At 50.0% G+C, this 15,826-nt stretch carries 10 protein-coding genes; 2 read left to right on the forward strand and 8 right to left on the reverse strand.

The genetic code is table 11. The features are described from left to right. From ACFORK_RS28495 to ACFORK_RS28505, 3 genes are all read right to left on the reverse strand, one after another. Positions 1-1,735: lectin-like domain-containing protein (locus tag ACFORK_RS28495; RefSeq protein WP_483874861.1), on the reverse strand; the 1,735-nt coding region annotated here is incomplete at its 3' end. Between the two features lie 457 nt (positions 1,736-2,192). Then, entirely contained in the window at positions 2,193-2,438 is a 246-nt protein-coding gene (locus ACFORK_RS28500) for a DUF4321 domain-containing protein (RefSeq protein ID WP_379205454.1), read from the reverse strand. A gap of 109 nt (positions 2,439-2,547) precedes the next feature. After that, on the reverse strand, positions 2,548-3,948 hold the full coding sequence (locus tag ACFORK_RS28505; RefSeq protein WP_379205455.1) for an SPOR domain-containing protein: 1,401 nt from the start codon (positions 3,946-3,948) through the stop codon (positions 2,548-2,550). A gap of 345 nt (positions 3,949-4,293) precedes the next feature. On the opposite strand from ACFORK_RS28505, the gene ACFORK_RS28510 reads away from it, so the two are divergent. Then, positions 4,294-5,280: a diaminopimelate dehydrogenase gene (locus ACFORK_RS28510; RefSeq protein WP_379205460.1), complete on the forward strand. Its 987-nt coding sequence runs from the start codon at positions 4,294-4,296 to the stop codon at positions 5,278-5,280. 85 nt (positions 5,281-5,365) lie between these two features. On the opposite strand, the gene ACFORK_RS28515 is transcribed toward ACFORK_RS28510, so the two are convergent. From ACFORK_RS28515 to ACFORK_RS28535, 5 genes are all read right to left on the reverse strand, one after another. Then, positions 5,366-6,547, reverse strand: a complete 1,182-nt coding sequence (locus ACFORK_RS28515; RefSeq protein WP_379205456.1) for a glycosyltransferase — start codon at positions 6,545-6,547, stop codon at positions 5,366-5,368. A gap of 395 nt (positions 6,548-6,942) precedes the next feature. Further along, positions 6,943-8,319 (reverse strand): UDP-N-acetylmuramate--L-alanine ligase, encoded by a 1,377-nt coding sequence (gene murC / locus ACFORK_RS28520; RefSeq protein ID WP_379205461.1) that lies wholly within the window; start codon positions 8,317-8,319, stop codon positions 6,943-6,945. Positions 8,320-8,326: 7 nt separating this feature from the next. Further along, positions 8,327-9,703, reverse strand: coding sequence for a bifunctional folylpolyglutamate synthase/dihydrofolate synthase (locus ACFORK_RS28525; RefSeq protein ID WP_379205457.1), 1,377 nt, complete (start codon positions 9,701-9,703; stop codon positions 8,327-8,329). Between the two features lie 5 nt (positions 9,704-9,708). Continuing rightward, positions 9,709-12,345 (reverse strand): valine--tRNA ligase, encoded by a 2,637-nt coding sequence (locus tag ACFORK_RS28530; RefSeq protein WP_379205462.1) that lies wholly within the window; start codon positions 12,343-12,345, stop codon positions 9,709-9,711. 530 nt (positions 12,346-12,875) lie between these two features. After that, positions 12,876-14,309, reverse strand: a complete 1,434-nt coding sequence (locus ACFORK_RS28535; protein WP_379205458.1) for a LysM peptidoglycan-binding domain-containing protein — start codon at positions 14,307-14,309, stop codon at positions 12,876-12,878. A 350-nt stretch (positions 14,310-14,659) separates the two neighbouring features. Between ACFORK_RS28535 and ACFORK_RS28540 the strand changes: the two genes are divergently transcribed. Beyond that, entirely contained in the window at positions 14,660-14,848 is a 189-nt protein-coding gene (locus tag ACFORK_RS28540) for a hypothetical protein (RefSeq protein WP_379205459.1), read from the forward strand. Positions 14,849-15,826: the final 978 nt, after the last annotated feature.

A 15,826-nucleotide genomic window follows, 5' to 3' on the forward strand; every position in this document is an offset into this window, starting at 1 on the left:
GCTTGAACGATACCACCTTGTTGTTGCTGTCTACTTCATACACACCAATATATTTGTTCGTTATCGGATCCACGCCGGTGATATCTGCACCAGGCGTGTAAGGGTCTGTTACTCCCGCTCCTGTTGGCGCTGCATCCCCTACATTTGGTGTAGGAATTAGGGTAGAGGACACTTTTGTCACGAGGTGGTTACCCGCTCCTACGGATGTCGTCACCTTCGTCGTATTCGGGTTAGTTCCCGGCGATGGCGATGCAGGCAATGTTGGCACTGGTCCTGGAGCGGTAACATTGACTGATGCTGAAGGCGCGGATTGTACATTGTTCTTCACTGCCGTTACAGTGTAATTATGGCTTGTTCCTGCAGCCAATCCTGTCACAGCGTAACTCGTGTTATTCACAGTTGTAAGCAGTGTTCCGTTGTCAAATAGCTGGTAAGAAGTGGCACCAGTCACAGCGCTCCATGTTAACGTTGCCCCTGTGTTGGTTACAGCGCTTTTCGCCAAGTTTATAGGGGAAGGTGGAATATCCTGGGAACTGTATGCTCCCCCCTCGACAATTGCCGTTACTTTCCCAGGAGTCACGTTAGGTGTCGAGCCCATATTCAGCAACACCTGTGCCTGTCCATTAGCATTTGCATTTATTACTACTGGTACAGGTGTAATCGGTTGTCCGTTAAGATCTTCAATGGTTCCACTATCCGCTTTAAGCGTAATAGGAACGTTGCCTACCGGATTACCACTTGAATCCTTTGCCGTTACTGTCAATTGTGTTTTGCCTGGCTTGCTATTAGCAGCAGTTGCCATTGTCACGGAAATAGGTGCTTGCTGGTATGTTGTATTAGGATCAGCCGTATCAATCGGATCAACATTATTGGTAAAATACCAATTCAAGATATCATGATTCTCCCAAGCTCCACCAGTCGAAGCCGTAAAACCAGCAAAAACAGAATCTTGGTTCTTAAAAATCATCCCCAGATCAACGTTACTCACATCTAGTGCCTTTATTGCCGTGTTTCGATTATTTAAACCCTTATTAATGTAAACTTTCACATTCTTTGTAGAGCCGTCATAGTCTATCCAAGCATGATAGACTGAACCGTCCTTTAACTTGTATCCTCTCGGAAGTAAGTCATAGGTTGGAAGTGTATTATTAATATTACCGTTTACGCCAAGCCCGATATAGCTATCGCTTGGATCACCTAGTTCCGTATTTCTGTAAGTATCGAACTTAACTGCAAAGCTCGGAGTAATTCCGCTATATCCAATTCCGCTGCCGACTGTACCGGCATTACTTTGCATGGTTTGAACCGTAAAAGTAATCCCATCAGCACCAGGCAATCCTGAAGGATTATTTATTGCAGCATCAAATCCTCTAGCAAATCCCTGCTCGGTAAACCGAAAGGAGAAATAGGTACTGAAAGAAAAATTATTTTGACTATAAATTCTCTGCTTGCTGAATACAGTACCATAATACGATCCACCGGCACGACCATCCGCTCCTGAAGTTAAACGAAGGATGCGTTTGGGACTGACCTTCGTATCAAGTACAGCAGCACTTCTGCCGTTTAAAGAAAATATACTACTAATATTGCTATCAGAAAAATCATCATATTTGAACGTCACCCACTTGGTTGTAGCCGCTGGAGCGGCTCCTGCCGGCAAAGCGGGGGTAATTATACCAAAGAACAATGCCGATAACAGGACATACGATATAAATTTTTTAAACGTTTGTTCCATAATACTTCAACCCTCTCTTCCCTTTTAAAGCAACAGCATGAGTCAATTCAAACCTATTGCTTAAGTTAAAATATTCCTTGTTCACACGACTTTGTATTTTGCTAAATACGAAATCCCCAGTCGACAACTCCACACCCTTTCTGTCGAAAATAGTACTTTTTTCCCTATTTCTACCGGAACTTTTTAACCATAGCACACCGTTCTGAGCAGATTCTGAGCAACAAAAAAAGCGGCCTACGCCTACGACTCATCGTCGGCGCTGCCGCTGTATATCCGGGACCATAATCCCACCAATTACTCCATCGGTGACATTCCCAGACCTTATTGCAATCATGTAGAACCTTTATCACATTCAAGAAGACGAGGAAAGGGGAGAATTAGAATTACCTCCAAAAGCCTAACTTCACCCGAATCACGCCTACTCTTCTGTCTACACCTCCCCTTCATTCCTTCTCGCTTACCGCCTGCGGTACAGCCAGACAGCTATTATGATACCCAGTAGACTCAGTATGCCCAGTTTAAATTGAATAGTGATGTCGTAACTGATGATGTCAAAATCGGCTTGCGGCGACCATTTTAGCACCGTCGATTTTGTAAGAAAAGATAGCGCCTTTACAGGTTCCAGCAGCTTGGCTATCCAAGCACCAGTAAGCCAGCCCAGAATTAGAAATAACAGCAGTATTCCTACATTTTTCTTCTTCATGTCCGTCTTCCCTCACCATTTTTTTAGAACCAACTCTTAATCCTGATTCGCCAGCTATGCCAAAAAATCCTCCCTATCATAAGTTGCCTGAATAGAAAGGATTTATAGGTTAAGAGAGATTGGCTCCCATGGCGACCAATAGTTTTTTCTGGCCGGTTAGAAAATCCATCATCGAGCCTTGTACTTCCCATAGCAGGCCGCCAGCTTTGCTCTTATTATACTCGGCGAGTGCTGAGATGCCCTGGTTCATTGACTTCTCCAGCGAGGTGCTGAGGGCCTGTGCCTCCGGCGAAAGCGACTGCTCCAAGCCCTTGGCTGCCTCCTTCCACTGAAGGTGAAGATCGCTGATAGCGGCAGCCGCTGCGGTATCTGGTTGTCCCGTGCTGAGCAATGCGGCAGACAGACTGCTGAGCTCTCCCAGCAGCTTGCCGCTGGCCGTGAAGTAGCCTTCCACTGTCTCGGCATTCCCGGCATAAGCCAGCCGCTCTACAGCTGGCAGCGTTACTTCCCGCACATACAGCTCAATGCCCTGATTCTTCAGGCCGCCGCTAAGCAGCTTGGCCTGTTCCCGGTCTGGCGACAGGCCTGCATATACGCGATTGCCATCATTCGGGTCAACCTCTGCCGCCAGTCCGGCGTCAAGCAATTCCTTCCGGGCTTGAGAAGCACCATCTGGCGAGCTGAAGACGCCATACTGAAGCAGGTAGTAACTCTGTGGTGTAATATGCACAGGAATAGTGTTCACTCCTGGATTTCCGTTCTCCGCCAGGGGCAGCCCTGAAGTCCCTGTGCCAGCAGGGTCCACGGTCTTGTCACTGTTCTGAGCCCCCACGGCAGCAGTGCCAGTGACAGGCGTATTACCGCCACCGCCGGGAGTTCCTCCATTGAAGAAGGAAAGAGCGGTGTAGCTTAGCAGCAGGCCCGTACCTAATGCGCCGGCCACGGAGAGCGCAAATTTCCACCAATACGAGGGACGGCGGGAACGATACGCACCCCCGTACCCGCTACCCGCCTTTTCACCGTCGTATTCGTAGTGTTCCGGAACAGGATCGAAAGCCTGCTGGGTTGGGATTTTGCGCGAACGCCATTCTTCTTCCTCTTCAATGAAAGGGAGTGGAGTGCGCCGGGAATCCCACAGGTCAGGAGGTGTATTACCATGAAAGAAAGTCTGCCGTTTCGGCAATCTGCCACTGTCCTCCGGCATCTTCTCTACATCCTGCCGCCTCGGCATTGCGCCTCTGTCCTCCTCTATCTGCTCTACATCCTGCCAGCGGTAATCTTTCGTGCCGGCCGGATAGCCGTAAATGGGCTGGGACGCGGTTCCACGTAAGGTGAGCGGTTCCGGCTCAAGTACCCAACCGTGGTCCAGAAAATCGTCCTCCTGCTTCAGCGGTTCAGTCTTATATTCCTGAGCCGTCCCGACACTGCTACTGGAGCGGCGTTCTTCTTCCTTCGGCCACGGCTTGTCCTTGTCAACATCGAACCGGAATGTCATTCTCCCGTTATTCACTGCCCGCACCTCACCTTATCTGTTCTATATCAAAAGATATGATAGAAGATAGGGAGATATGCTATATCTTATAGAATTTGCAGTCACTCCAGAGACACAGCGTCACTCAGCCCCGACATTCCGGTATGATGTTTTCCTGCTACGAATCAATCCCTTATCTCGATCCTTAAGGTCACTTTCCATATGAAAAATACAAGCTCGTCCCCTTTACGTGCACGCTCTCTTCGCATATTATGTTAAAATAACGCCGTATGTTACGTTGAGGGTACAAGCTTAAATCTTGATCCCGCAGTCAACATTTTAGGGGTTAAACTTACATTCTCTATCACATTAGGAGGGCTTTTTCTGCAACAGACAATCAAAGCAGCAATCGTAGGCTATGGCAATCTTGGAAAAGGTGTGCGCAAGGCGATTGCCCAAAGCGCGGATATCGAGCTCGTCGCAATTTTCACTCGCCGGGAACCCGGACAAGTGGAAGCCGGTGAAGCCGGTGTGAAATTCGAGCATATTTCAGCCGTTGAGCAGTATAAAGGTAAAGTTGATGTCATGATTCTGTGTGGTGGTTCCGCTACCGATCTGCCAGAGCAGACCCCTGCAATCGCAAGCTTGTTCAATACAGTGGACAGCTTCGATACACATGCCAAAATCCCTGAATTCTTTGCTGCCGTGGATGCCGCAGCCAAACAAGGCGGCACACTCAGCGTAATCTCTACTGGCTGGGACCCAGGCCTCTTCTCAATGAACCGCCTGCTCGCCGAATCCATTCTGCCTGAGGGCAAGGAATATACCTTCTGGGGCAAAGGCGTAAGCCAAGGTCACTCCGATGCCATCCGCCGTGTACAAGGCGTCAAAGCCGGCGTACAATATACCGTTCCTGTTCAAGAGGTTATCGATGCCATCCGTTCCGGAGAAACACCGGAGCTGACTACACGCGAGAAGCATCTTAGAGAATGTTATGTTGTGGCTGAGGAAGGTGCAGACCGCGAAGCGATCCGTGCCGAAATCGTCAACATGCCTAACTATTTTGCCGATTATGATACTACAGTTACCTTCATCACGGAGGAAGAGCTGGCCGCACAACACAGCGGAATTCCGCATGGCGGCTTTGTTATTCGCAGTGGTGTTACCGGCGAAGGCACAAAACAAATTGTTGAATTCGGCCTCAAGCTGGAAAGCAATCCTGAATTCACAGCCAGCGTTCTCGTAGCATATGCTAGAGCTGCTGTCCGCCTAAGCAACGAAGGCCAAAGCGGAGCAAAAACCGTGTTCGATATCCCACTGGGACATCTCTCGCCGAAATCGGCGGAAGAATTGCGTCGTAATCTGCTGTAGTCCCAGCTACACAAACAACCCGCAACAGATGGCAAGCCTCTTGCCTTTCTGTGCGGGTTGTTTTATTTAAAGCGTCGGTCCAATCTTATACAAGGCCAAGTACTTTCTGCTTGATGTCCGTAAATTCATAATGCTTCAGCAAAGTCTGGAATGCCCGGTCGGCGATAATGGCACCCATTTCCTGATCCAGTAACAGGGTTGTAATGCTGTCCGCGATCTCCTCGAAGGTCTTTGCAGTCAGGATATTCCGCTTATGCTCGCAGATCAGGGTCTCTGAGCCACGAAACGTTGTGACAACAGGTGTTTTTAACGCCCATGACTCCAGAATTTCTGGACGAGCTTCTATCCCTTCTAGCAGAGGGGCGAACAAGACCTTGGATTGACGTATGTAATGAATCGCCTCGTCTGTAGAGGCTGCAATGAAGACATTCTCCTCTTCCTTAAATGATTCCAAAACTTCAAGTTCCAGTGCATTACTGGTGATATAGAATTTAGCACCGGACACCTTCGCCCGAACCGCCGGAAGAATATTCTGTTGAAAGAGTAGTGCTGCACGTTTCCCTTGCGGGGTACTCATATTCCAGTGAAGCACAACCCCGTCTTCTTTAACCTTTGGTCCTGCTTGCTCATATTTATCAAGTTTGATAAACGAGGGGACCACCTGCACCTTTCCAGCATCTTCGAAAGACACCGCTTTGAATGAAAGGGCATCCCATTCCGAAGCAGCTAGAAGTAATGCTGTCTTGTTCATGGTTCGCAGCATGTCCTTACGCAACCGCGCAGCATTTAGATGGTCATAGGGCTTAATGAAGATTCTTTTTCTCGCCGTCCTTTGATAGGTGCGTCCAGTCCGTGGCTGGAAAGCATCCATGATCAAGGTAATCCCAGGCTGCACCCGGTTCAGAACATCCAGATAACTGCCGGGAAGATTATATGATAAGAAGGCATGACTGTATGAATTCATATGGCAAAGCTCGGCGATGGCGAGTTTCATTTCTTTGTTGGTATTTCCCGGATAAAACCGTCTTCCCGGCGTATAAAGTGTGTCCTGCTTCTTCCCACGTATAGGGCCCTTCATCTTGACTTGATGAACCGTGAGCGAACTCCCCGCTTCCGGGAGATCACCCGGATGATAATTACCATACAAGAGTAAATCAACATCATATTTCTCCAATAAAATCTCAAGAAGACTTCTCGTTCTGATCCAGCCTTCGCTATCCTCCTGGCCATGGATACGGGCGGACAGGAATAATAATCTCTTACGCATGTATTTCGACTCCTTGTTGCTCTATAGAAATGTTAGCTTCCAATATATTCGCACACAAAAAAGCAGGATCACTAAGCATCCCGCTTCTATCTATGAAACTTTAGATGCATTCCTATAGTAACTCATTTTTCGCCAAAACGCTGTCGATTTATAGGAGCAGAGAATTATTTTTTAGATGGATATGGGTATACGTTGTATAACTTGTCCCTGTAGTGTTACAACACATCCTTTATTATTAAAAAATGAAAAATAGTCCCTGTATGCCTTCTAGTAGTTGAGGACTACAAAAAAACACCCCTTAAAGGTAACGGAATAACATCTGTTATCCCGGGTATCCTTTAAGAGGTGTGATTCAAACGGAAATCTCCGATTCTCTTGTTGGCTTCTGCCTGATGTTAGCGTTTCTTCAATTGATCCGCCAGCGTATAACCCACTTTCCAGATATCGCCTGCGCCCATCGTAATCACAAGGTCGCCGGATGCGATCCGGTCCTGCAAATCGTTCACAACATCTTCCTTGGTAGGCAGATGCCGTGCGCCGCTGTTGCTGTTCTGCTTGATCAGCTCCACCAGCTTCGCCGAGGTTACACCTTCGATCTGCTTCTCCCCGGCCGGGGAGTAGATGTCGGTGATGATCACTTCATCCGCTTCACTGAAAGCCCTGCTGAAGGCATCCAGCAAGAAGAAAGTGCGGGTATATCGTTGCGGCTGGAATACAGCAATGATCCGCTTGCCGGTTGCCTTGGCTGCACTGATAGTTGCCTGAATCTCAGTCGGGTGATGTGCATAGTCATCAATGACAAGGATATCATCCACTTCTCCGAGAACCTGGAACCGGCGCTTGGCACCATGGAAATTGACAATGGCCTTGGCAATATCCTCGAACGGTATTCCAGCCTTGAGACAGGTGATCACTGTAGCCATCGCATTGTACAGGTTGTGTTGTCCCGGTACGGACAATTCAATACGACCTAGCACCTCACCATAACCGTTCATCGTGAAAGACACCTGTCTGTCGCCCAGCACGATGTCAGTTGCAATGTAGTCCGCAGTCGGCGAATGGATACCGTAAGTCGTCACATCGCCCTTCACTTCCGGCAAGAGAGAGATCACATTCTCATCATCCGCGCATACGATAGCAGTGCCATCTTCACGCAGCTGGTTCATAAACTGCACGTAAGCAGCTTTTAGGCGGCCAAAGTCTCCGCCGTAATTCTCCAAATGGTCGGCTTCGATGTTCGTGACAATACCAAGCCAAGGGTGATACTGCAGGAACGAACCATCGCTCTCGTCCGCTTCTGCAACGACATACTCCCCTTGTCCTGCTTTGGCATTCGTACCGATATTCATAATTTCCCCACCGATGATATACGTAGGGTCCACACCGCATTCTTCCATAACCAAAGCGATCATGGATGAGGTTGTGGTCTTACCGTGAGCGCCGGCAACAGCGACACCTTTCCGTTCATTCAGCAGCCGGCCCAGCATTTGCGAGCGGTGTAGAACCGGAATCTTCAGCCGTTCCGCCTCGACCCATTCCACATTGTCGTTGGACAAAGCGGTAGAGTAGACGACTAAGTCCGCTCCTTTTACCTGCTCAGCGGTATGTCCAATATAGACCTTCGCGCCTTTGGCAATCAATTTTTCCGTTAATTCCTGCGACGCGACATCAGAGCCGGTCACCGTATATCCCATTTCTAGCATTACCCGGGCAATCGCGCTCATACCATAGCCGCCGATCCCTATAAAATGCACACGTTCAGTAGTATCCAACAGTTCGTCACCAGCCTTTTTCAGAATCGGGTTGCTGCAAAATCGCACCGCGCACATCAGATATTAAATACAGCGTGCCGGAGACCACAGCCAGGTCTTCCTGAGCTGTCGTCGACTTCAGCAATTGCAGCGCTTTGTCCCAATCACGTTCTACTATAATCACCAAATTTTCTTTGGCATATTTCTCCCGCAGGCTCTCTGCAATCGCCTGCAGTTCTTCCGCGTCCATTTTCTTCCGGAAATCCGGTTCGGTCAGGATGAGCGTATCCACTATAGGCAGTATATGCTTGAAATACGATTCATGATGCTTATTTGCCAGCATACCCATAAGCAAATTTAATTTATCGTATTTATAGAACTGCGGAAGGCTCTTGGCGAGAGTTTCTGCCCCTTCCGGATTGTGGGCACCATCCAGTACAATCCGCGGAACGGTGCTGACTTCTTCCAGTCTTCCGGCCCAGAAGGTGCGGCGGAAGCCTTCCTGCACATCTTCGTCATCCAGCATGAACGCCATATACTGCCGCAAGGATTCTAGCGCCATCATGGCTCCGGCAGCATTGCTGCATTGATGCTCACCCTTCAAGCCGATGCTGAGCTCAATCGATCGGAAAGGACCTTTGAACATAAAGGTCTGCAGGCCCTCGCGAATTCCGGTGACTTCATAGCTGAAGTCTTCTCCGGCAAGGTAGAGCTTGGAGCGGCATTCAGCCGCCTTTTTCTTGAGCACCGCTACCGCTTCCGGTTGAGTCACACAGCTAACCACAGGTACGCCGGGTTTGATGATTCCGGCTTTCTCTGTGGCAATCTGCTCCAAGGTATCTCCTAGCACATCGGTATGGTCGAAGCCCACGTTGGTAATGATCGAGACGATTGGGGTAACTATGTTCGTTACATCCAGCCTTCCCCCAAGCCCCGTCTCCCATACGACAACGTCGGGATAGGCATGCTCCGCATAGTAGACAATCGCTAGTGCTGTCGCTACCTCAAACATGGTAGGCGAACCAAGCTCACTGGCTGCAATTTCTTCCACCAGCGGATGCAAGATATTCGCCACTGCTGTCAAGGTCTCCTCAGGAATATCCTCACCGTTATACTGAAACCGGTTCGTAAACTTCGTAATGTACGGTGAGGTAAAGGTTCCTACGGTATAACCGCTTTGGAGCAAGGTGCTTGTCAAAAATGCACAGGTCGAACCTTTACCGTTCGTTCCCGCTACATGAATAAACTTCAGCCGACGATGCGGATTGCCCAGCCGTTCCATCATCAGTAGAATCCGCTCCATCCCGGGGCGGATTCCGAATGGAATCAGGCTGTTAATCCAGTCTACGGCTTCTCTATATGTCCCAAGAGGGGCGTTACTTCCGCCCCGGATCATGTCTTCCATGTCTTTTATCCTCTCAGCTCTGCGATGCGGGCAAGAACCTTTTCCCGTTTGGCGGAATAATCGGCCTGCTTCGCCCGTTCCTCTTCGATGACTTTTGCTGGAGCCTTGGCCACGAAGCCTTGATTGCTCAGCTTCTTCTCCACGCGCTCAACTTCGCTGTTCAGCGTCTGTACTTCTTTTTCCAGTCGGGCAATTTCCTGATCAATGTCAATCAGTCCTGACAGCGGCAACAGCAGCTCAGCGCCAGTAACTACAGCCGACATCACCTTGCCCTCGGTTACCGGATTCAGGCCGGCCGCGAACGAGGAGGTGTTGCAGAAGCGGCTGATGTAATTGTCGTTACGCTGAATGATGCCCAGAATGTCTTCATTTCCGGCTTTAACGATGAGGTCAACTTTCTTGCTCATCGGCACGTTCACTTCTGCCCGGATATTACGGACAGCGCGGATGATATCCATCAGAATGTTCATCTCCGCAACAGCTTCGGCGTTCTCCAGTGCCTGGTCATATTCCGGCCAAGCCGCAAGGGTGATTGTCTCTCCTTCATGCGGCAGATGCTGCCAGATCTCTTCCGAGATGAACGGCATGAACGGATGGATCAGACGCAGTGTACGATCAAGCGTATAAGCCAGAACCGATTGCGTCTTCGATTTGGCAGCTTCATTCGTACCGTACAGATTCAATTTGGCGAACTCGATATACCAGTCACAGAGATCGTCCCAAATGAAGTTGTACAGCACACGGCCCGTCTCGCCGTATTCGTACGCGTCAATTAGACGCGTAATTTCGCGAGAAGTTTCGTTCAGCCGGTGCAGAATCCAGTGGTCTGCTGTGCTCAAATCACCTGTAATGTCGATATCCTCGAAGGAAACACCCTCCAGATTCATCAGCGCAAAGCGCGACGCATTCCAGATCTTGTTGGCGAAATTACGTGCCTGCTCTACCTTCTCTATACGGAAGCGCAGATCCTGTCCTGCAGTAATACCTGTGGAGATCATGTAACGTAATGCGTCCGCGCCGTACTTCTCGATAACCTCAAGCGGGTCGATACCGTTACCAAGCGATTTGGACATTTTGCGTCCTTCGGCATCACGTACAAGCCCGTGAATCAACACATCCTTGAACGGCTTCTTGCCGGTGAATTCCTGAGAGGAGAAGATCATCCGCGCTACCCAGAAGTAGATAATGTCATAGCCGGTAACGAGCACGTTGTTCGGGAAATAACGCTCCAGATCGCTGCTCGTCTCATCCGGCCAGCCGAGTGTGGCGAACGGCCACAGGTTCGAGCTGAACCAGGTATCCAGTACGTCCTCATCCTGCTTCAGGTCATTCAAGCCGCTCGCTGCTTGTGCTTCCTCTTCGCTCATGGCTACGAATACTTCGCCAGTGGATTCGGAATACCAGGCCGGAATTCTGTGTCCCCACCAGAGCTGACGAGAAATACACCAGTCGCGAACATTTTCGATCCAGTTCATGTAGGTCTTCTCAAAGCGCTCAGGCACAAAGTTAACGCCTGTTCCGTCCTTCTGCGCGCTGATCGCTTCCTCTGCCAGCGGCTGCATTTTTACAAACCATTGGGTGGACAGATACGGCTCGATCACGGCGCCAGAACGCTCGCTGTGTCCTACTTGGTGCACATGATCTTCGATGGATACAAGAACGCCTTGCGCCTTGAGGTCAGCCGTAATTGCCTTGCGGGCATCGCTACGGTCCTGCCCTTGATATGGACCTGCTTCGGCGTTCATGGTGCCGCTCTCGTCCATCACGTTGATCTGTGGCAGATCGTGACGTAGTCCTACTTCGAAGTCGTTCGGATCATGTGCTGGTGTAATTTTCACCGCGCCGCTACCGAACTCTTTGTCAACATATTCGTCCGCAATCACCGGAATCTCGCGTCCGATTATTGGCAGAATCAGTGTCTTCCCAATCATATCTTGGTAACGCTCGTCCTCAGGATGCACCGCTACAGCTGTATCGCCCAGCATCGTCTCTGGACGGGTGGTAGCTACCGTAATATAACCGCTGCCGTCCTTAAGCGGATAACGGAGGTGGTACAAATGGCCGTTAACTTCCTTGTACTCTACTTCGATATCAGACAGCGCTGTGCGGGCAGCCGGGTCCCAGTTAATAATCCGTTTGCCTCTATAGATCAGGCCCTTCTCATAAAGCTTCACGAAGACGTGGCGCACCGCATGGGACATGCCCTCGTCCAGCGTAAAGCGTTCGCGGGAGTAATCAAGCGACAGCCCCATTTTTGCCCACTGCTCATGAATGACTTCAGCATATTGGTCTTTCCACTCCCACACTTGCTCCAGGAACTTCTCACGTCCAAGATCGTAGCGGCTAATTCCCTGCTCTCGTAGCTTCTGCTCCACTCTCGTTTGAGTCGCAATACCGGCATGATCCGTTCCCGGCAGCCACAGTGTATCGTAACCCTGCATCCGTTTCGTACGGATGAGAATATCCTGCAGCGTATTAACGAGTGCATGGCCAATATGCAGCATGCCCGTTACATTCGGCGGGGGAATAACAATACTGTAGGGTTCTGCTTCCGGCCGCAGTCCAGCCTTAAAAAACTCATTTTCCATCCAGTAGCGGTACCACTTATCCTCAGCCGCCTTGGGATCATATGTCGTCGGCATTCCGTTCTTGGAATCCTGGGCTGCGGCGTTATCTGCCGCCACATCCTGCTGACCCGCCAGCTCCTCAGATGCCTTGTTGTTGTGTTCAGCCATTTCTATACCCTCCATTTACATCGTTTGATTACAGCTATACCTGATTTAGATTGCAAAAAAAAACAAAAAAGGCCCTTCGTCTCAAAGGACGAAAGGCCATTCTTTCGCGGTACCACCTTTGTTTCGCACCAATGGAAAAATAAAACTCCGCTTCACAGCCTGAAAAGACCTGAAGCCCAGTGCGACACCTCGTACAGATAACGGCTGCTACCGGCCACTTCCTAACCTGGATTTCACGAAAATGAAAGACAAGCTCAGAGGGGCGACTCCGGGGCGACTTCGGGGGCTGAATCCTGCGGAATTTCACAGCAATTACAATTCCGCTCTCTGAAGGGCTGACCGCCTACTCTTCCCGTTCCCAGTCTTTGACTAAATAGTGCTTACTCCATAATACATTTAGAGTCAAACATAGTCAACCTGGGCAAGTGCAGCGTTTTTTACGGAATATACAAAACCTGACCTTCTTCAACGCTCTGCCCGCTGAGCCGGTTATAGAGACCCAGTTCACGAGCGCTGAGCTGGTATTTCTCGGCAATCGTATCGAGCGTCTCTTCCCGCTGTACAATGCATAGCCGGACTTTCCGGAACAGGTTGCTGTTACCCGAAGAACTGATGAACCGGCTTTTCCATTCCGTACCATTGCCGACCTCAGGTACAGCAGCGGCCTCTGAAACTGGCTCCTCAACCGGAAGAGCCTCCTGCTCCTTGCGAGTCTTGCTAGAGCCTAGCAACGAAGAGAACGTAAGATGTTCTTTTTCCTTCGTGACTTCTTCCTTCTTGCTGCCCAGTGCCACCTTGAGATCTTGTTTCTCCTCATGGGGAGCCTCACTTTCGTGGGACACCAAATCTGCAACTGGAACAGGCTGCGCCTCGGGAAGCGTTGTCTCCGCCTGATTGGCCTCTGCTTGTTCAGAGGAATGAACAGCGGCTAGTGATGGCTCTTCTGCAGCCTCCGAATTTGAACCGCTGACAGCAGCGTTATTCTCAACTTCCGGGGAGAGCAGCTCAGTCGCGGGCTGTCCTGTCTCCTCCCGAATCCAATGCTCGGAACTCAGCCAGTTACCTGCAGGTGATGATGATGCTTCAGTGAACTGAGCTTCGGTGAACTGCGCTTCAGTGAATTGGGCTTCAGTGAACTGAGTTTCAGTAAACTGCGGACTGCCAGACTGCGAATCTGTTGTCGACTCCAAACTATGTGTGAATACCCGGGGTTTCTGCTCTTTGCCCTGTGAATGAACAGTTGGCTCCTCAGCAGCAACAGGGTCGGCCGATACTGCAAAAGCCACAGACTCAGCAGCGGTAAACTTCGGATTTTCCGCTCCCGCAAAAGTATTCTCGCGCTCCTCTATCGAAGTATCCTCTGCTGCACCTTCGCCAAAGGTCCAGATCGAATTCTCATACAGCGCATCCCCTTCGGGCGGATTGTCAGCAGAGACCTGGTTCGTTCTCTCTTCAGCAGCAGGAGAATAGGCTACCGTGTACTCTTCTTCCTGCCAGGCCGGCACAGCCTCTGTGCCTTCGATCCCCCGCAGGGACAGCACACCCGTAATATTCACCGTGCGCATCGTGAGCAGATCAATATCAAAATTCTCAATCTCCACCCCTATGTCTTCAAGCGAGCTGATCCGTGTCAGCGGAACTGTAATTTCAACGGGAATCGCATGGTCGAGACGCTGCGTTAGATCTTCTTCGCTCCGGTAAAGACCGGTAAGCAGCAATTGACCGTACAGCTCAGCCCGATCCTCCCGCTGAATCACCTGGATGTCCGGAAGCAGTTCGACCTCTTCCAACTCTGCTATTCCAGGCAGCTCTGCAGGCAGGTGAATCCGTTCATAAATATCAAACCGCAAGCCGTGAGACTGGTCAAACACGGGAAATGTCCTCCTTCTTGGCATAATCTAACCCTGAGACAAGCCCAGAGCATAAGCCCAAAATGTTACTCCCCTCATGTATATGCTTTAAACAGAGAGGCATGACAACTTTGACTGCCCTAGGCGGACAGGATAATTTAAAGAGCCATAATAACAACAACCTATTGTATGCCTTCATGATCCAGCGGGTACCGGGTAAGTGCGGCATTTGAGCAAGAGATGACTGGGGGCTGAAGCAGCGTTGGGTGGGATGGGTGTGACAAAAAAGGACCGAGGGTTCGAGTTACACTTGGCGCAACGGGTATGACAAAAAAAGACCGGAGGCTCGGGCTACACTTGGCGCAACGGGTATGACAAAAAGACCGGAGACTCGGGCTACACTTGGCGCAACGGGTATGACAAAAAAGACCGGAGGCTCGGGCTGCACTTGGCGCAACGGGTATGACAAAAAAAGACCGGAGGCTCGGGCTACACTTGGCGCAACGGGTATGACAAAAAAAGACCGGAGACTCGGGCTGCACTTGGCGCAACGGGTATGACAAAAAGGGCCACCAGTAGTCTCTGGTTGACCTAATAATACCAAGGGGTTGTCACAAAAGGGGACTGGCCCCTTTCAGTAGACAGTACAAAAAAATAGACATCCATTAAGCGGCGTTGATCCTAATCGGAGACGGTCCACTTTCGCTAGACAAACATATTCATGGACCCTGCTACGCCAAGGGAAGCTTTATTATGCTAATTCAAAAAGTAGATGCGGTAGAGCAGGCTCCGCTCAAACGCAAGACTTGAAGATCAGGAACTGCAATAAAAAGAGGACCTTGCACCGCCATACGCATGTCGCGCAACATGGTGGACTAGTCAGAGCCCAGTGTCAGACCTAACTCGTAACTTTGGAGCTTGGCTCTGATTTAACAGGAAAATGTACCGTCAATTCTCCCCTTTCAACGGTTTTGCTCGAATTAACGGGAAATTCTCAGACTGTTGAGAAAGTAGTTGTGTTGAGAAAATCGATAATTAAACCCTTGATGAATGAACCGATCTCGAAATCCGGACCTGCTTCTTGTTCCCTCTGGTAACGGACCTCAGATCCGTTATTTCCTAACACCTGACCGTTCCAGAAAATAACGGACTCCAGCGACGCTATGAGCAGAAATCGGGTGTAAAATCCACGGTTTGGGAGGAAATAGCGGCACCTGAGTCCGTTACATGTTCTAAAAGCTACTTGATGTGTAAATAACGGCGCTGGGGTCCGTTAGCCCCCATGCATACGTCTCCAACCTTCTGAAGCAGTGGTTTTGACAAGGATTGATGATGAAGCTGAGCCTGATTGATAAGGCTATTTCGCATCAACAATCGTAGAGAATGGTGTTTCTGGGCAGTCTGAGTTTTTCCAGTTATTTAACCGGGCATAGCATCCACGTTTACTTTACCGGGTCTCCGCACCTAAGGGGAGGGGGTTGGGGTTGGGGTTGGGGTTGGGGTTGGGGTTGGGGTTGGGGTTGGGGTTCGCTTCAGCA

The sequence above is a fragment of the Paenibacillus sp. GCM10012306 genome, assembly GCF_042649265.1.
GTDB lineage: Bacteria > Bacillota > Bacilli > Paenibacillales > Paenibacillaceae > Paenibacillus_AQ.